Origin of the sequence: Pseudomonas sp. IT-P12 (genome assembly GCF_949767465.1) — a bacterium.
In the GTDB taxonomy this organism is placed as follows: Bacteria; Pseudomonadota; Gammaproteobacteria; order Pseudomonadales; family Pseudomonadaceae; genus Aquipseudomonas.
In genome coordinates, this window is the sequence record NZ_CATKPY010000021.1 from 925,628 (window position 1) to 943,201 (window position 17,574).

At 60.7% G+C, this 17,574-nt stretch carries 16 protein-coding genes; 6 read left to right on the forward strand and 10 right to left on the reverse strand.

The features are described from left to right. Nucleotides 1-127: 127 nt before the first annotated feature. The 8 genes from rffA to ACM6IM_RS13295 all read right to left on the reverse strand — a co-directional run bounded on the left by rffA (nucleotide 128) and on the right by ACM6IM_RS13295 (nucleotide 10,634). Complete coding sequence (gene rffA, locus ACM6IM_RS13260; protein WP_201189764.1) at nucleotides 128-1,273, reverse strand: dTDP-4-amino-4,6-dideoxygalactose transaminase; 1,146 nt, start codon at nucleotides 1,271-1,273, stop codon at nucleotides 128-130. Nucleotides 1,274-1,324: 51 nt separating this feature from the next. Beyond that, the gene (locus tag ACM6IM_RS13265) at nucleotides 1,325-2,002 is read right to left on the reverse strand and encodes a metallophosphoesterase family protein (RefSeq protein ID WP_414865348.1); all 678 of its coding nucleotides are present in this window, start codon (nucleotides 2,000-2,002) and stop codon (nucleotides 1,325-1,327) included. Beyond that, nucleotides 1,983-2,960, reverse strand: coding sequence for an ATP-grasp domain-containing protein (locus ACM6IM_RS13270; protein WP_414865349.1), 978 nt, complete (start codon nucleotides 2,958-2,960; stop codon nucleotides 1,983-1,985). Before ACM6IM_RS13270 ends, ACM6IM_RS13265 begins: the two co-directional genes overlap by 20 nt. Then, nucleotides 2,960-3,805 (reverse strand): NAD-dependent epimerase/dehydratase family protein, encoded by an 846-nt coding sequence (locus tag ACM6IM_RS13275; protein ID WP_414865350.1) that lies wholly within the window; start codon nucleotides 3,803-3,805, stop codon nucleotides 2,960-2,962. Before ACM6IM_RS13275 ends, ACM6IM_RS13270 begins: the two co-directional genes overlap by 1 nt. Continuing rightward, nucleotides 3,802-4,530, reverse strand: coding sequence for a methyltransferase domain-containing protein (locus ACM6IM_RS13280; RefSeq protein WP_414865351.1), 729 nt, complete (start codon nucleotides 4,528-4,530; stop codon nucleotides 3,802-3,804). The genes ACM6IM_RS13275 and ACM6IM_RS13280 overlap by 4 nt, the downstream gene beginning before the upstream one ends. Nucleotides 4,531-4,575: 45 nt before the next feature. After that, nucleotides 4,576-8,121 carry a glycosyltransferase gene (locus ACM6IM_RS13285; protein ID WP_414865352.1) on the reverse strand — a complete coding sequence of 1,182 codons (3,546 nt, stop codon included), beginning with the start codon at nucleotides 8,119-8,121 and terminating at the stop codon, nucleotides 4,576-4,578. 51 nt (nucleotides 8,122-8,172) lie between these two features. Next, nucleotides 8,173-8,874 carry a WbqC family protein gene (locus tag ACM6IM_RS13290; protein WP_414865353.1) on the reverse strand — a complete coding sequence of 234 codons (702 nt, stop codon included), beginning with the start codon at nucleotides 8,872-8,874 and terminating at the stop codon, nucleotides 8,173-8,175. A 200-nt stretch (nucleotides 8,875-9,074) separates the two neighbouring features. Then, nucleotides 9,075-10,634 (reverse strand): sigma-54-dependent transcriptional regulator, encoded by a 1,560-nt coding sequence (locus ACM6IM_RS13295; RefSeq protein ID WP_414865354.1) that lies wholly within the window; start codon nucleotides 10,632-10,634, stop codon nucleotides 9,075-9,077. 330 nt (nucleotides 10,635-10,964) lie between these two features. Here ACM6IM_RS13295 and phhA point away from each other — a divergent pair, with 330 nt between their 5' ends. The 6 genes from phhA (at nucleotide 10,965) to ACM6IM_RS13325 (ending at nucleotide 15,367) form a co-directional block, all read left to right on the forward strand. Beyond that, a complete protein-coding gene (gene phhA, locus ACM6IM_RS13300; protein WP_201189781.1) occupies nucleotides 10,965-11,750 on the forward strand; it encodes a phenylalanine 4-monooxygenase in 786 nt (261 codons plus the stop codon). A gap of 104 nt (nucleotides 11,751-11,854) precedes the next feature. After that, the gene (locus ACM6IM_RS13305; RefSeq protein ID WP_201189784.1) at nucleotides 11,855-12,211 is read left to right on the forward strand and encodes a 4a-hydroxytetrahydrobiopterin dehydratase; all 357 of its coding nucleotides are present in this window, start codon (nucleotides 11,855-11,857) and stop codon (nucleotides 12,209-12,211) included. Continuing rightward, nucleotides 12,211-13,404: an amino acid aminotransferase gene (locus tag ACM6IM_RS13310; RefSeq protein WP_414865355.1), complete on the forward strand. Its 1,194-nt coding sequence runs from the start codon at nucleotides 12,211-12,213 to the stop codon at nucleotides 13,402-13,404. Before ACM6IM_RS13305 ends, ACM6IM_RS13310 begins: the two co-directional genes overlap by 1 nt. A 257-nt stretch (nucleotides 13,405-13,661) precedes the next feature. Further along, entirely contained in the window at nucleotides 13,662-13,793 is a 132-nt protein-coding gene (locus ACM6IM_RS13315; RefSeq protein WP_263864711.1) for a hypothetical protein, read from the forward strand. Nucleotides 13,794-13,866: 73 nt separating this feature from the next. Then, nucleotides 13,867-14,049: a hypothetical protein gene (locus ACM6IM_RS13320; RefSeq protein ID WP_192302170.1), complete on the forward strand. Its 183-nt coding sequence runs from the start codon at nucleotides 13,867-13,869 to the stop codon at nucleotides 14,047-14,049. Between the two features lie 103 nt (nucleotides 14,050-14,152). Beyond that, nucleotides 14,153-15,367: an MFS transporter gene (locus tag ACM6IM_RS13325; protein WP_414865356.1), complete on the forward strand. Its 1,215-nt coding sequence runs from the start codon at nucleotides 14,153-14,155 to the stop codon at nucleotides 15,365-15,367. Here the strand turns inward: ACM6IM_RS13325 and arfB are convergent. Then, a complete protein-coding gene (arfB, locus tag ACM6IM_RS13330; protein ID WP_192302172.1) occupies nucleotides 15,364-15,777 on the reverse strand; it encodes an alternative ribosome rescue aminoacyl-tRNA hydrolase ArfB in 414 nt (137 codons plus the stop codon). The two genes, ACM6IM_RS13325 and arfB, sit on opposite strands and share 4 nt — an antisense overlap. A gap of 174 nt (nucleotides 15,778-15,951) precedes the next feature. Then, the gene (locus ACM6IM_RS13335) at nucleotides 15,952-17,367 is read right to left on the reverse strand and encodes an amino acid permease (RefSeq protein ID WP_414865357.1); all 1,416 of its coding nucleotides are present in this window, start codon (nucleotides 17,365-17,367) and stop codon (nucleotides 15,952-15,954) included. Nucleotides 17,368-17,574: the final 207 nt, after the last annotated feature.

Here is a 17,574-nt window from a genome sequence, read left to right on the forward strand (position 1 = left end):
CAGACCAACTTTGCTGCAGCGCCGCCCGACCCACAAAACAAAGGGGTTGAGGGGATCAGAGGGGCGGCAGGAGAATGCATCGAAGACGAAAAACCGGCGGTGGAATGCCGTTAAGTGGCAAGGACGGTCAGGCCCTTGCCAACGCACTGCGAAGAACACTCACTACCAGGTCCTGCTGGTCTCTGGACAAGCCAAGCCACAAAGGCAGGCGCAACAGACGCTCGGAATAGCCATCGGTAATGTCCATGGAACCCTGCACACGACCATAACGTTTTCCAGCGGGCGATGAATGCAGCGGTACGTAATGAAACACGGCATACACAGCATGCTTCTTGAGTTCATCAAGCACCCGTTGACGATCGATGCCAGGCGCCAGGAGCACGTAGTACATGTGTGCGTTGTGCTGGCAGTTTTCAGGCACTATCGGGCGACGCAGCAACCCTTCCCGTTCAAACTCCAGCAAGGCTTCATGGTAATAGCCCCAGACTGCCAGGCGGCTGTCGGTGATCGATTGCGCCTCTTCCAGTTGAGCCCAGAGGAAGGCTGCAATCAGTTCTCCGGGCAAAAACGAGGAACCCACCTCCTGCCAGGTATATTTGTCCACCTCGCCCCGGAAGAACCGACTGCGATCGGTGCCTTTTTCCCGGATGATCTCGGCACGTAATGCCAGCTCAGGATCATTGACCAGCAAAGCCCCGCCCTCTCCCGAGATGACGTTCTTGGTTTCATGAAAACTGAATGCGCCAAGGTCGCCGATACTGCCCAGGGCACGGCCGTTGTAAGTCGACATCACCCCTTGCGCGGCGTCTTCGACCACCGCCAACCCGTACTGACGGGCAATGGCGAGAATGGTGTCCATTTCACAGGCCACACCCGCGTAATGGACCGGTACGATGGCCCTGGTTCGGGGGGTGATTGCCGCCTCGATCAGCCGTTCGTCCAGGTTCAGCGTATCGGGACGTATATCGACGAAGACAGGCACTGCACCGCGCAACACAAAGGCATTGGCCGTGGAGACAAAGGTGAAGGAAGGCAGGATGACTTCGTCACCCGGCTGGATGTCCAGCAACAGTGCCGCCATTTCCAGGGCCGCCGTGCAGGAGTGGGTGAGCAAGGCCTTGTTGCAACCCGTCTGCTTCTCCAGCCAGCGATGACAATGCTTGGTGAATGGACCATCACCGGCCAGCATGTTGCCGAACTTGGCCTGGGCAATGTAATCCAGCTCCCTGCCCGTCATGTGCGGCCGATTGAAGAATATTGTTTCTTTGCTCATTGCGAATTTCCCTGGGTGGGCGTGGTAATGAGTGGCACACAGCACAACCGCTTAAAGCGTGCTGATCCGCCCACCGATCTGAGTACCTTGGTCAAGATTTTCATAGAAGTACGGGGTAAAGCCGGCCTTCTTCATCGCCTGCTGGGTTTCACCGATATCGTATTCAACCCGGTGCAGGTCGAACGATTCACCGTTCCAGGTCGCGAAACCCGCCCGAGCATCACCATCACGTGGCTGGCCGACGGAACCGGGGTTGCAATAGGCCTTGTCCCCGTCTTTCCACAAGCACTGGACATGGGTATGACCCGAGGCGAAAAACCGCCCCGGCAAGGGCGTGAAATACTCTGACGATGGCCGCAGGTATTCCTCCAGCGGATCGTTCCACCCGCCATGCACGATGCTCACACCCGCCTGGATCGAGCGCTCGGCGAGCGACCCCAGCCACGCCAGATTCTGCGCAGTGATGACGCCATGTTGATAGTCCAGGCAGGCGTTGGCGCTATTGGAACGAGGACACCGCTCATTCCTGGCCAGATACCAGTCATGGTTACCCATCACGGAAAAGACATTCCGTTCGCGCAAGGCTTCGCAACATTCGTTGACCTGGCTGTAATAGCCGGCCGTATCGCCCAGACAGATGATCCGCGACACACCCAGCCCATCGAGCCTGGCAAGCACTGTCCGCAGGGCACTGTAGTTGCCGTGTACGTCAGAAATGATCCCGATCATAGACAATGAAGTCCTCTATAAAACGAACGGCGAAACCCCTGCGAATGGCTGGCTGGACCAGCGTCTTGCGGTCGAGGTAATGATCCAGGCACATGGCAGCCTCGTTGTAACCGAAGGCGCTACGGATCGAGCTGGTCGAGGAGATGCGCGGGTTGATTTCCAGCAGGCTCCAGGTACCGTCACCGCCACGCCGGAACTGCAAGTTGGTTGGCCCTACCGGCTGGAAGGCACGGCACAGCCTGGCGACCGTCTGATCCAGTGAATCATGCTGCTCCACCCAGGCCTTGGCAGTGGAACCGTCGGACGCCAGACTGCGTCGGAAGGTGATGGTCGGGCCGGCATCGCCCTGGCCATCGCCAAACGCTGCCACAGTGAACTCATCGGCGGCGCTGCCAATGATCGGTTGCGCCATCAGATAATCGCCCAGCAATGCTGCATGAGGGGTAAAGTCACGCTCCTCGCGAACCCACACCAGCCCCTTGGAGGCGTAGCTTTTGCGCGGCTTGAGCAAAAACGGCAGGCCCAGGGCTGCCTTGAGCGAGTGGAAATCCCCCGACAGCAGGCTGGGAATTCGACTCGGATCCCCCAGTGCCACCAGCGCCTGATCCATCGCCCACTTGTCCCGGGAAAGCTCGATCAGCTTCTGGTTGTTGAGCACGACCTGGCAGTCAAACGTCGCCAGCAACGCCCGGTTATCCGACAGCCAGTGAATATCCTGTTCAATCCCCGGAATCAGCAGGTCGACCTTGTGCCGGGCCAGCGTATCGCCCAGCCAATGCCCGTACTCTGCGGCGCAGGTCAAGGGCGCCTGCTCGAAGACATCGCTCCAGGCCCGACCGACGGCGTCGTCGTAGATATCTGCGCCGATCAGGCGAACGGAAGGCTCGGCCGCACGCAACGATTTGAGCAGGCCGTAACCCATGATGGCGCCTACGCCAGTCACCATGACGGTCTTCATCACTGATTCTCCCGATGTACTCTCATCAGCTCAAAGCCCTGGCGAATGCCTATCTGCGGAACGAACCCGATACGCTTGAACAATTCGTCGGCAACGTCGAAGGGCGGCAGGTCGGGAATGTCTTTTTTCTCCGTCAGGAAGCGGACGTCCGGTGATTTGCCAAACGCTTCGAATGCCGCCTGGGCGATTTCGGAAAGACGGGGAGTTTCGACATGCCCGCAATTGAAAAAGCCGTCAATCCCCCGCTCTGCCAGCCGCGCGCAGATCTCGGCAAGGTCACTCAGATGAAGGTAGTTGCGGCTGGCATCGTTGCTGCCATACAGCTCGACGGTCTGCCCCGCCTGCACCCTGTCGGCAATGGCGTACAACAAAGGCTGGTGAGCTCTGCACTGCCCCTCGCTGTCGTAGACCTGACTGAGGCGCAGGACGGTCAACGCCATGCCCCGCTGCTGGCAATAAAGGCTCGCCACCTCTTCGGCATGGCGCTTGGAGAGCGAGTAGATGCCGAAGTAAGGATCCTTTGCCTGATAGCACGCTGAATGCGATGACAGCAGAATAAAATGACGCGCCCCGCATTGTTCGGCCAAACGGCAGGCGGCCAATGTTCCGACACTGTTCACCAGTTCGGCGCGGACCAGATCGTCCGGCTGCCCACCACCAAAATCGGCAGCGGCCATCACGACCACATCGAAGCGCTCGTCGACAGGGCCGTACGCCTGGCTGCTCAAATCGAATGCCAGATCGGCATCCCGTCGCCCGGCCAGCTTGACCTGACCATGGCGCGACAACTCACGAGCCACAGCCTTGCCAATGACCGAGGTGCTCCCGATGACCAGGCTTTTCATGACGCAGCGACGATCGCTTCGAGCATCATCGCGCAACTGAGCTCCGGATAATCGATGCCCACGGTGCACATCGCTGAAACGATGTCCGCACTCAGATTCAATGTTTTCAACTGCCCGGTGGTGAACGGCTTCAGAAACACGCCCTCCTTGCGCTCCACCTGGTAGCCCGCCGCTTCCAGCTCAGCGGTCAGGGATTGCAGCGAATAGCTGCGCACGTGGCCCAGCTCCAGATCACCTTGCCCCAGCGCCATCGGGTCCTCGAGCAGCCCGGCAGCATGCCCGAAACGCCGATGCAGAGACTCGCCATTCGGCACCAGGACGAAGCAACGACCGCCCGGCGCAAGATAGCGCTTGAACTTTTGCAGTACGGCCTGTGGATCATCGACATGCTCAAGGACAAAACCCATCACGATGAGATCGAATCGCTTGTCAGTGTCGAACGTCTCGAAATAACTCTCGACGATGTCGGCTGTATTGTCCGGGTACTGAGCCTTGAACTGATCGATCACCGATGCGGACCCATCGATGACCATGTGCTCAGTGAAGAACTGCGAGAACCGGTGGGTACTGAAACCATGGCCGATACCGAGTTCCAGCAGGCTTTGCTGTTCTGTGCAGAGCGCCATGATGCGCCGGGGATACCAGTTCAGAATGATGTTGTTGTCATACGCATAGCCAAAACTGTCGCTGTAGGCTGCGATGAAGGTATCAAGGTCGTTGCTCATGTCACAGGCACTCCACTGAGCGGCCAAGGTAATTATCAATAACCATCAATCGGCCAACCAGGCCCGACGCCAGGCGTCCAGGCGCTCGCCTTCGAGCAACCACTGCGCACGCACGGTCGATTGCAGCGCGTCCCCCAGCGTCGCGGACGCGTTACGGTCCTCCAGATGGAGGCGGATCGCCCGTATCCAGTCTTGTGCCTGGTTACTCACCCGCGAGAGCGGCAATACCTCGCCCCCGACGAAACCCTGCACCCGACTGCAAATGACCGGATGGCCGCAAGCCGCGTGCTGCAGCACACGCAGGTCACCGGAGCAGGCGTTGTTGAGGGTCTCCTCCATGGGCACCAGTGCCAGGTCAAGATTCAAGGCAGCCAAGGCCACGGCCAGTTGGCGCTGTTCGACCCCCGGATGCAGCTCTGCCAAAAAGGGTCGCATGGATTCAGGGCAGTCGCCGAGCACGACCCATTCCACTTCGCCCGCCAACGCTGGCAGCACATCGGCCAGCAGCTGCGAATCTTTGCCGCCCAACCAGCCCAGGCGCGGCTTGGTTCCCTTGCCTCGCAGGCTTTGCACACGCCCCCAGGCAGCCGGCAGCAGGCTTTCCACTACACGAATGTCGTCGTGTTCACCCTGCAGCAGCTCGGCCAGCGCTGTCGTGCCAACCAGAACCCGGTCGGCCTGATTCATTCCCAAGCGCATGCGCTCCAGCAACTCATCGGCAGAGTAATGACCCTTCAATTCCATATGGGGCAGGTAGCCGTCCAGATCGTAGACGATGAACGCCTTGGAAAACGCCCGCAGGCGTCGCAAAGCCGTGAGCCCGGCGTCATCCAGAGGGCGCTGCAACACCACGCTCGTCGGGGCCAGCCGCTCGATTTCAACGGCAGACAGCAAACTGGAAACAGCCGCGCCTTCGACCTCCCCCGCTTCAAGCAACGCCTTGAGGGGTTGAGCCAGGCGCGAGTGCCCCGCAGCCTGCTGGTCGGTGACACAGGCCAACACCCTTGGCACGCTGCCTGACGGCGTTTGCCAGATCAGGTCAATGTTCTCCAGCGCGAAGCCCTCGCCGGCACGCAACGAGAAGTTGGCATTGTAGGCAGGGTCACGGGCCAACTGCGGCAACCAGCGGGCGAACAACGCATCTTCCTGCTCGCTGCTTGCCGACGCGCGTGGTGCAGGGTCCAGCAACAGACGCGCATGGGGCGTCCAGGTGTTGAGGTAACCGGCCTGTTGCAACCGCAGGCACAGGTCCACATCGGCCCAGGGTGCCAGCAACGGATCGGTATCGAAGCCCTCCGCTTCGAGGAAAAGCGCACGCCGCAGCATCAGGCATTCGGCGCCGACTGCGGAGCAGTTCTGCTCAAGCCCCAGCCGCCCCATGTAACCTGCCGCCTGAGATGGCACCCCCTCGAAAGCTCGACCGACTGTGCCTCCCAGCCCCAGCACAAGGCCTGCCTGGCGGATGCGATCGTGGCTATCCTGCAACTTGCCGCCCACCGCCCCCACTTCCGAGCGCTGGGCGTGGTTGAGCAACGCCTGCAACCAATCGGGATTGAGCACGGCGCCGTGCGCGTCGAGCCAGACCAGATACTCGCCGCGTGCCTCCTGCGCTGCGGCATTGCACATCGCCGCACGAGCCTGCCCCGGCATGAAACGCAACACCTGGATGTGGTTTGCCCCCATCTGCTCGATCAGGCCCAGCCACTCCAGCAAGGCGGGATCGTCGCAGCCTGGCTCGATCAGCAGAATTTCGTGATCCACGGAGTGCGTTTGCGTCAGCAGACTCTCCAGGCAACGCTGGAAATTGGCCAGTTGGCCTTCCAGGTAAACAAGGATACTGACCGAGGCCTGCCGATCATGACCGTAATCGATGCGGTAGCGGCCGGGCTCGTTCTCCAGCGCAATCGCTCGCGCCCGAGCATAGCCACGCCCGTGGAGGTGCGCCTCGATGACCGCGCGTTCATCAGCGCACGGCGACTGGCGCACTTCGTTGGCGACCAACAGCGGTTCGCTGACATGGCCGATGCTCGCCAGGCCTTTTTCGTCGATAAGGCGAAGCTGGTAGGCGAGTTCGAAAGCGCCTCCCCTGAAGTTGTCAAAACCGCGCAGACTCACCAGCGCATCACGACGGTATATCCAGTGACGGGAAAGACTTGCCGGGAACGCCAGGAGCAAGTCCAGATTCAAATCCGGCCTCAATGAGATGTCGACTGCGCCTCCCCCCGCACGCAGCGCCTCGTCGGCGAACACGGCAAGGCAGCTGTCCGCCGCCTCGAGCATATTCAGAGCCGTCACCAAAAGGCCTGGGGCGATGAACGTCTCTCCCGCCTCGATCAGCATCAACCAGTCGCCCTGGCTGCCCTCGAGAAAGCCGTTGATCACGGCCGCCGGCTGCTCCGGATCACAGGCCAACCACTGAATGCGGGCACGTCCCGGATCAGTGCTGCCCAACACGCACACATGGACGTGCGGGTACAACTGCTCATCCAGGCTGTCCAACGTGCGCGCCAGCGCCGACGTATCGCCGCCATCGCGAACCAGAACGGTAAAGCTCGGCGCTGCCGGGCTCTCCAGCCGCTCGTTGATCAGGCGCAATTGCGGAGCCAGCGGGTAACGTTGGCGCAACCAGTCGAGCATTCCCAGACGGTTACCGACCGCCTCACGCGCGGCAGCCGCCTGAGTCTTGGCGATAAACATGTCCAACTGTTCCCAGAAAGACGCTGTGCGCTCGACATAACGATGCAGGCCGTCACCCAGTGTTGCCCGGGCAATCTCCAGAGGCTGCGGCTGATCGAACATGGCAAAGCCGGTGCTGCCGAAGAAACTGGTGTCGAGCACTTGCTGGTCGATGCCATGTCCGGGCATGAATATCACCGGGCACCCGCATAGCACTGCCATCACGCACGTCATCGACCACTCGTAGCTGTACATCACTTGCGCATGGCGCAGCAGCTCGGCCAGCTCAGGCAGGGTCAGGGGATTGGCCATGCTCAGCAATTGAATATCTGCCGGCAGTTGCGAATAGTCGATCTTCGTCAATGGGTGACGGTTCTGGTACAGGTACGAGCCCTTACGTACGGACCCAGGGGCTGGCGGAGAAAACATTTCGACATCGATGGCCGGTACGCACAACAGATCACCGTCAGGGTCACCTCGGTGCTCGGCAAGTCGGGCGGCGTAATAGAAAATCAAGTCGGTGGCGGCGGCATCCATGCCTTTTCCGGAGAGGAATGCTTCAAAGTTCAGGAGAAAACGGGACACAACCGCACAATTGAGCGGATTGCCCGGGATGACCTCAGGGTAAACGGCAATGGGCACCTTGCCCGCTGCCACATGGCGCTGAGAAATGGTCGAGGTGAGCAATGGCGTCTTGAGGTCCGGATTGACCCCCTCGGTGCCGCAGATGTACGCCTCGCGCCCGCTGAGATTGAGCATATGGCAGAGATAATGGAGCGTGACGACACCCGACGACGTCTCACGATACGCAGGCGCGAGGAAGTAATAAGGATGCTCGGGCTTGGCGTACATCAGTCGCAGGCGCGCCAATGCCTGTTCGAGCGAATGAACGTCTTGCTGCGCCAGGTTGGACATCGGGTGCAATCTCCAGAATCAAATCAAACAAGGGTCACTGACCAAGCCTTCTCAGGCAGCCCCTTTCTTCAGAAAATCCGATGCGTGCGCGCCGGTATTGAACAGCAGGTCGATCACGCTGAGCGCATGCTGGAAGTCGCCATACACCTGTGGGTACTCGGGGTAACCGTCATAGCTCATGTACGAGACCGTGATCCCGTTGACGGCGAACTGCGCTTCGTCGAGGTAGTGACTGGCCGCAGGCCCAGAGAGGTAGTGGTCGGCACCGAGCGCGTGACACAGGTGGATCAGACGCTCATTCCTGCCCTCCACGCCCCCCAGTTCCTCCGAACGGTAGAGCGGCGTATGAATGCCCAGCAGTGGGCACAGGCCTGCGATGAGCAGATGGTTGATGGCGCTCAGGTGGGTCAGGTCGGCAGCCTGCTCGTAGAGCGCGCGAATCGGCGCCTCCATCTGGGTGAAGCACGGTGCGCGCCGGTAACTCTGTTCGATGGTCTTCCAGTGCGCTGAAGCCCACCCCGGATCGCTGACCTGCACCTCGTTGATCAACTGACCCAGGAGCCCCTTCTTTTTAACCGGGATACTCAGCCAGTGCTCACCCTGCGCCGTCTTGATCTTGTTGCGGTTGCGCCAGTCACTGCGGGTGTACTGAACATCGTCATACAGGACGAATGCATCGACGCTGCGAATCAGATCGAAATAGCCCTTCCAGGGGATATAGTTCGACTGCACCACAGCAATTTTCTTTTGCATCCTGAACCTCATGTCGGCAGCGGAAACCGGGGCTCTGCCCTGTCAAAATATCGCCACCGAACACGGATTAGCGGGGACTAGACCCGATATAGCAAATCCCATACCAGCCTTGCTGGTTGCACAAGCAGCCCAAGGCACGGCACTCCCTGTGAGAGCGAGCCTGCTCGCGATGAGGCCCGCACACCTGCCGCAGAGCTCCGCTAGAGCTCGGCCTTCCCCACCCCATACTCGCGCAACTTGTTGGCAATGGTGGTATGCGAAACCCCCAGCCGCTTGCCCAACTGCCGACTGCTCGGGTGTTCGGCATACAAGCGCTCCAGCACCGCTTTTTCGAACCGCCCGACGATGGCCTCCAATCCGCCCTCGAGGGAGAAGTCGCCAAGGGGCTGACGCGCCCCGTAGTCCGGCAGGCGGATGTGCTCGGCCTTGACCGTCCCGCCCTCGCACAACGAAACCGCCTGGAACAGCACGTTTTCCAGTTGCCGGACATTGCCCGGCCAGTGGTAATGACTGAGCCGTTCCATGGCCGTCGGCGCCAGTTTCGGCAGCGGACAACCGATCTGCCGACTGGCCTGGTCGAGGAAATGCTCGACCAGTGGCGGCAACCCGTCGAGGCATTCGCGCAGGGGCGGGATGTGCAACGACAGCACGTTCAAGCGGTGATACAGGTCCTGGCGAAATTCGCCACGGGCACACAGTTCCGACAGGTCGACCTGTGTCGCGCAGATCACCCGCACATCCAGATAAACCTCTTCATCACTGCCGACACGACGGAAGCAGCCATCCTGCAGGAACCGCAGCAGTTTCACCTGCAGGCGCGGGCTCATTTCCGCGACCCCATCGAGAAACAACGTACCGCCCGCCGTCAATTCCAGCAGACCGAGCTTGCCTTCCACCCGCGCCCCTTCAAACGCGCCCGGTCCGTAGCCGAACAACTCGGTTTCGGCCATCGATTCCGGCAACCCCGCGCAATTGAGCGCCATCAACGGCGATTGTCCACGCGGACTGGCCAGGTGGCAGGCGCGCGCCAGCAACTCCTTACCGGTGCCGGTTTCGCCCTCGATCAATAGTGGCGCATCCAGCGGCGCCATGCGCCGGGCTTCACGCACCACCGCCGCCATCACCTTCGAACTCTGGAAGATGCTGTCGAACCCGCGCAACTCCTGCTTGCGCACGTTATAGATGCGCTCGCCCACCCGATCAGCGCGGTGCAGCGTCAACACGGCACCGGCCATGGCTTCGCTGTCGTCATGCTCCGATTGCAGGGGCGCGATATCCGCCAGGAACACATCGCCCCTGACCTTGACCCGCAGCCCGTTGATCCGCGATTTGTTGGCGCGCACCAGCTCCGGCAAGTCGAAATCCTCGGCATAGCGCGACAACGGAATTCCCGGCACCTCGTCCACGCGCACCCCGAGCAACTGCGCCGCTGCGCGGTTGGCCGCGACGATCGAGCCGCCCATGTCGATCGACAGCACCGGGAACTCCAGCGCCCCCAGCAAGGCATTGAGTTCCATGTGCCGACGCTCGCTGGGCATCAGCCCGACACGCTTGACGCCGAAGACCCCGGCAATCGATTCGAACTTCGCACGCAGCGCCTGAAACTGAAGATTCACCAGGTTCGGGCAGTGCAGGTAGATCGCGTTGCCATGCTCGCCACCGACTTCACCGCGAGCGACGTTGATGCCGTACTCCACCAGCAGATTGAGGATGTCGCGCAGGATGCCGATGCGGTTCTGGCAGTGGACTTTGATACGCATATGGATGGCCTGCGGAAGGTGGATGAAATGCCCAATCGGTGCGAGCGGGCTTGCTCGCCCCCACAAGGGGACGCGTACGACTCGGACGCGCACAACTTTCTGTCGATGCCTGCAGATAACCGTAAAGATTATGTGACACCTGAACGACTTTTCAAACCGGCAGATCCGCGCCTGACCATCACGCACGCCTAAACGTAACGAAAACTTTACGAAAACCGCAAAGTTTTTCTGCCGACGAGGACGCTCACCTGCTGCAATGGCGCAACGCTTGCGCTATTCCTGAGTCAATAGCCGCATAGAACAAGAACGAATCCCCAGCAGGAGAGCAGCATGAAGCAGACGCAATACGTGGCTCGCGAGCCCGATGCGCAAGGTTTTATCGACTACCCCGCCGAAGAACACGCGGTGTGGAATACGCTGATCACCCGCCAACTGAAAGTGATCGAGGGCCGTGCGTGCCAGGAATACCTGGATGGCATCGAAAAACTCGGTTTGCCCCACGACCGCATTCCGCAACTGGGTGAAATCAACAAGGTCCTTGGTGAGACCACCGGCTGGCAAGTGGCCCGCGTCCCTGCGCTGATTCCCTTCCAGACCTTTTTCGAATTGCTGGCCAGCAAGCAGTTCCCGGTGGCCACCTTCATTCGTACCCGTGAAGAACTGGATTACCTGCAAGAGCCGGACATCTTCCATGAGATCTTTGGCCACTGCCCGTTGCTGACCAACCCGTGGTTTGCCGAATTCACCCACACCTACGGCAAACTTGGCCTGCAGGCGACCAAGGAAGAACGCGTGTACCTGGCGCGCCTGTACTGGATGACCATCGAGTTCGGCCTGATGGACACACCCCAGGGCCTGCGCATCTACGGCGGCGGCATTCTCTCCTCGCCCAGGGAAACCGTTTACTGCCTGTCGGACGAGCCCGAACACCAGGCCTTCGATCCGCTGGAATGCATGCGCACGCCCTATCGCATCGACATCCTGCAACCCCTGTACTTTGTCCTGCCCAACCTCAAGCGCCTGTTCGACCTCGCCCACGAAGACATCATGGGCATGGTCAGGCAGGGCATGCAGTTGGGCCTGCACGCGCCGAAATTTCCGCCGAAAGCTGCGTGATACGCCACTTTCAGTCACACGTGAACCTGTCCGGAACTGTCGCCATGGTTTAGCGTGGCGACATTGACGGCAGATTTTCAATCATTCGAATTCAGGAACACATCATGTCCACTTTGAACCAAGCCCACTGCGAAGCCTGCCGCGCCGACGCTCCACAGGTCAGCGACGAAGAACTGCCGGCACTGATCAAGCAGATCCCCGACTGGAACATCGAAGTTCGCGACGGCATCATGCAGCTGGAAAAGGTCTACCTGTTCAAGAACTTCAAACACGCCCTGGCGTTCACCAACGCCGTCGGAGAAATTTCCGAGGCCGAAGGTCATCACCCGGGCCTGCTGACCGAATGGGGCAAGGTCACCGTGACCTGGTGGAGCCACTCCATCAAGGGCCTGCACCGCAACGATTTCATCATGGCGGCGCGCACCGACGACGTGGCCAAGGATGCCGAGGGCCGTAAATAATGCATTTCGACGCCATTGGTCGAGTACCCGGCGACCCGATCCTGGGGCTGATGGAGGCCTACGCGCAGGACCCGAACCCGCGCAAGTTCGACCTTGGCGTCGGCGTCTACAAAGACGCCCATGGGCTGACGCCGATCCTGGCGTCGGTGAAACTCGCCGAGCAGCGCCTGGTGGATCGCCAGAACACCAAGACCTACATCGGCGGCCATGGCGAACCGGCATTCGGCAGGGCGATCAATGAACTGGTGCTGGGCGCCGACTCGTCGCTGATCGCCGAACAACGGGTTGGCGCCACCCAGACACCGGGCGGCACCGGCGCGTTGCGCCTGAGTGCGGACTTCATCGCCCAGTGCCTGCCCGGTCGCGGCGTGTGGCTGAGCAACCCGACCTGGCCGATTCACGAAACCATCTTCGCCACGGCCGGGGTCACGGTGAATCACTACCCCTATGTCGGCAGCGATAACCGACTCGACGTGGAGGCGATGCTGGCGGTATTGAAGACAGCGCCCATCGGCGATGTGGTGTTGCTGCATGCCTGCTGCCATAACCCGACCGGCTTCGACCTCACCCACGAGGACTGGCGCCGTGTGCTGGAGGTGGTGCGCAGCCGCCAACTGGTGCCGCTGATCGACTTCGCCTACCAGGGCTTTGGCGATGGCCTGGAGCAGGACGCCTGGTCGACCCGGCTGTTTGCCGCGCAGTTGCCGGAAGTGCTGATCACCAGTTCCTGCTCGAAGAACTTCGGACTGTACCGCGACCGCACCGGTGCGTTGATCGTCTGCGCCGGCTCGGCTGAAAAGCTGCTGGATATCCGCAGCCAGCTGGCCAACATCGCCCGCAACCTGTGGTCGACGCCGCCGGACCATGGCGCAGCCGTGGTGGCGACGATCCTCGGCGACCCGGAACTCAAAAGCCTCTGGAGCGACGAAGTGGAGGCCATGCGCTTGCGCATCGCGCAACTGCGCGGCGGGCTGCTCGAAGCCCTTGAGCCGCACGGATTGCGAGACCGTTTTGCCCACATCGGCGTGCAACGCGGGATGTTTTCCTACACTGGATTGACGCCGGAGCAGGTCCGACAGCTGCGCGACCGTCACAGCGTGTACATGGTCGGCACTGGCCGGGCGAACGTGGCGGGGATCGACGCGACGCGCCTGGACTTGCTGGCCGAGGCGATTGCCGAAGTCTGCAAATAACCTTTCGTGGGAGCGAGCCTGCTCGCGATGACGGAGTGTCAGTCGCAATGATTGCAACTGATACGCCGCTTTCGCGAGCAGGCTCGCTCCCACATAAACAAACTTTTCACAGACACAAACCTGTCTAGACAAGCCCATCCGTCGAAACAAACGGATATAAAAGTCTATTTGTCATTTCTCCTGCTGTATCCTGCCCAGGCTTTTTCAAAAGCGCGGATCTACCAGATCTATCAACAGACTTAGCGAGGAGCGCGACTATGCACGAGATTCCCAATCTCCCCTTCCCAAGCCTGCACGAACCTGAGCAGACGACCCCGCAACAAGCCGGCGCCCAACAGCCCGAGCCGAAAGAAGCCACTGACAGCCGAACAGCTGACAGCGAAGACTGAAACACCCGCCGTACAGACCGTGTGGAAAGCGCTAACATGCGCTTTCCACACTGCCTGAACCCTGAGCCCTCCCATGACCGATGAATTCGACGAACAGCAAGCGAGCGTTCTGATCGGCACCGCCGAAAAAATGATCGAGATCTGGAACCGCCTCTCCCCGGAAAAACAGGCCGCGTTGCTCGCCCGTTTCGGCAGCGAAGAAAATGCCCTGGCCGCACTGGTCACCACGCAACTGGTGGCACCCGCCAAGTCCTGACGCGTCCGTCCGGCAAATAGTTTTACTTTTCCACGCCTGATCGCCGCTCGCGCCGCTATCATAAGCAGCCTATCTATCCTGCTTTCCCGTGGACCTTTATCCCATGCCTGAAAACCAGCGCCCCCTGGCGGTCACGCTGCAAGTCGTCTCCATCGTCCTCTTCACCTTTATCGGCTACCTCAATATCGGCATCCCCCTGGCCGTGCTGCCGGGTTATGTCCACAGCGAACTGGGTTTCAGCGCGGTGATCGCGGGGCTGGTGATCAGTGTGCAATACCTCGCCACCCTGCTCAGCCGCCCTTATGCCGGGAAAATCATCGACAGTCAGGGCAGCAAGCTCGCGGTGATGTATGGCCTGGCCGGTTGCGGTCTGAGCGGTGTGTTCATGCTGATATCGGCCTGGACCCAGAGCCTGCCGATGCTCAGCCTCATCAGCCTGTTGATCGGCCGCCTGGTGCTCGGCAGCGCAGAAAGCCTGGTGGGCTCCGGTTCGATCGGCTGGGGCATCGGCCGGGTGGGCGCGGCCAACACGGCCAAGGTCATCTCCTGGAACGGCATCGCCAGTTACGGTGCCCTGGCCGTCGGTGCGCCGCTGGGGGTGTTTCTGGTCAGCCGGATGGGGTTGTGGAGCATGGGCGTGAGCATTGTGCTGCTGGCCATCCTCGGGCTGGCCCTGGCCTGGCCGAAAACCGCTGCGCCCATCGTGGCCGGTGAACGCTTGCCGTTCATGCATGTGCTGGGACGCGTGCTGCCCCACGGTTGCGGCCTGGCGCTGGGCTCGATCGGTTTCGGCACCATCGCCACCTTCATCACCCTGTATTACGCCACGCAACATTGGGACAACGCGGTGCTGTGCCTGAGCCTGTTCGGTGCCAGTTTCATCGGAGCGCGCCTGCTGTTCGGCAACCTGATCAACCGTCTTGGCGGTTTTCGCGTGGCGATTGCCTGCCTGTCGGTGGAAACCCTGGGTCTGTTGCTGTTGTGGCTGGCGCCGGATGCCCATTGGGCCCTGGCGGGGGCAGCATTGAGCGGCTTCGGTTTTTCGCTGGTGTTCCCGGCGCTGGGCGTGGAGGCCGTCAACCTGGTGCCCGCTTCAAGTCGTGGTGCTGCGGTGGGTGCCTATTCGCTGTTCATCGATCTGTCGCTGGGCATCACTGGCCCGCTGGCCGGTGCGATTGCCGCCGGGTTCGGCTTCGCCTCGATCTTCCTGTTCGCCGCGCTCGCCGCGTTGAGCGGACTGATCCTCAGCGTCTACCTGTACCGGCAGGTTCCGAGGCAACTGGATGAAAAGTACCGCGAAGAACGATCGGCCCGCTAGAAGTCGACTTTGCCACGACCGGCCTTGATGCTGCCGCGCTTGCTCTTGGTTTCGAGCCGGCGCTTTTTCGAGCCGAGGGTCGGCTTGGTCGGGCGGCGTTTCTTTTCGACCTTGGTGGCACTGAGGATCAATTCGGCCAGCCGCTCCAGCGCATCGGCGCGGTTGGCTTCCTGCGTGCGGTATTGCTGGGCCTTGATGATCAACACGCCGTCACTGGTGATGCGACTGTCGCGCAAGGCCAGCAATCGCTCCTTGTAGAACTCGGGCAGGGACGAGGCCGGAATGTCGAAGCGCAGGTGCACGGCGCTGGAAACCTTGTTGACGTTCTGCCCACCCGCCCCCTGGGCGCGAATGGCCGTCAACTCGATCTCGCTATCCGGCAGGTGCACGTTGTTGGAAATCACCAGCATGGCAAAGCGTCCGTGTCGGAACCAGCAGGATACCGCGAAAAAATGGGATGAATGCGGTCCCTGTGGGAGCGGGCTTGCTCGCGAAGGCGGTGTGTCAGTCTGTAAATTCTGCTCTGACACACCGCCTTCGCGAGCAAGCCCGCTCCCACAGGGTAGCTGTTTACATCCGAATGATTACTTCAACCCAGCCCCAGCCAACTCACGCTGCACACTGCGCTTGTTCTTGACCCAGTAGCACAGCCACATGAAGACCACCCACACCGGGATCGCATACACGGAGATCCGGATGCCCGGGATCAGCAGCATCACGCCCAGGATGAACAGCACGAAGGCCAGGCAGATGTAGTTGCCGTACGGATACCACAACGCCTTGAACAGCGGCGTCTGTCCGGTCTTGTCCATGTGCTGGCGGAACTTGAAGTGCGAGAAGCTGATCATCGCCCAGTTGATCACCAGGGTCGCCACCACCAGCGACATCAGCAACTCCAGGGCGTTTTGCGGGATCAGGTAGTTCAGCAACACCGCGATCAGCGTCACCGCGGCCGACGCCAGAATCGAACGCACCGGCACACCGCGCTTGTCGATCTTCGCCAGGGCCTTGGGCGCATCACCCTGCTCGGCCATGCCCAGGAGCATGCGGCTGTTGCAGTACGTGCCGCTGTTGTACACCGACAACGCCGCGGTGAGGACCACGAAGTTGAGGATGTGCGCGGCGGTGTTGCTGCCGAGCATCGAGAACACCTGCACGAACGGGCTGCCGCTGTAGGAGTCGCCGGAAGCGTTGAGCGTGGTCAGCAAGGTGTCCCAGGGCGTCAGCGACAGCAGGATGACCAAGGCGCCGATGTAGAAAATCAGGATCCGGTAGATCACCTGGTTGATGGCCTTGGGGATCACGGTTCTTGGCTTGTCCGCTTCGGCTGCGGTGAAACCGAGCATTTCCAGGCCACCGAAGGAGAACATGATGATCGCCATGGCCATCACCAGGCCGCCAACGCCGTTGGGGAAGAATCCGCCGTGGGCCCACAGGTTGCTCACCGACGCTTGCGGACCGCCGTTACCGCTGACCAGCAGATAGCTGCCCAGGGCAATCATGCCGATGATCGCCACGACCTTGATGATGGCGAACCAGAACTCGGCTTCGCCGAAGATTTTGACGTTGGCCAGGTTGATCAGGTTGATCAGCACGAAAAATCCGGCCGCCGTGACCCAGGTCGGGATGTCCGGCGCCCAGTAATGAATGTATTTGCCGACAGCGGTCAGCTCCGACATGCCCACCAGGATGTACAGGATCCAGCAGTTCCAGCCCGACAGAAACCCGGCGAACCCACCCCAGTACTGGTGGGCAAAGTGGCTGAAGGAGCCGGCCACCGGTTCTTCGACGATCATTTCGCCGAGCTGGCGCATGATCATGAACGCAATGAAACCACAGATGGCATAGCCGAGAATCATCGACGGGCCAGCGGATTTCAGTACGCCGGCCGAGCCGAGAAACAGCCCGGTACCGATCGCGCCACCGAGGGCGATCAGTTGAATATGACGATTTTTCAGGCCGCGTTTCAGCTCGCCTGAATGCGAGTTTTGTCCGCTCATGAAAAGGGTCCCACGTTCAGCGTATTTACAACGGTCATGCGTCACCTGTTTGTTTTTATCTGCGACGAAATCGAACCCGACACGCTTGTGACGTGGCGGAGTGAACAAAGCGGGTAGCCTTGAGGGTTGCGCAGCTGCGCAGGAGGTCACAGGTAAAACGGGGCGCATTGTACACGCCTGCCCCTTTGCCGCCAGACACCGTCTGAT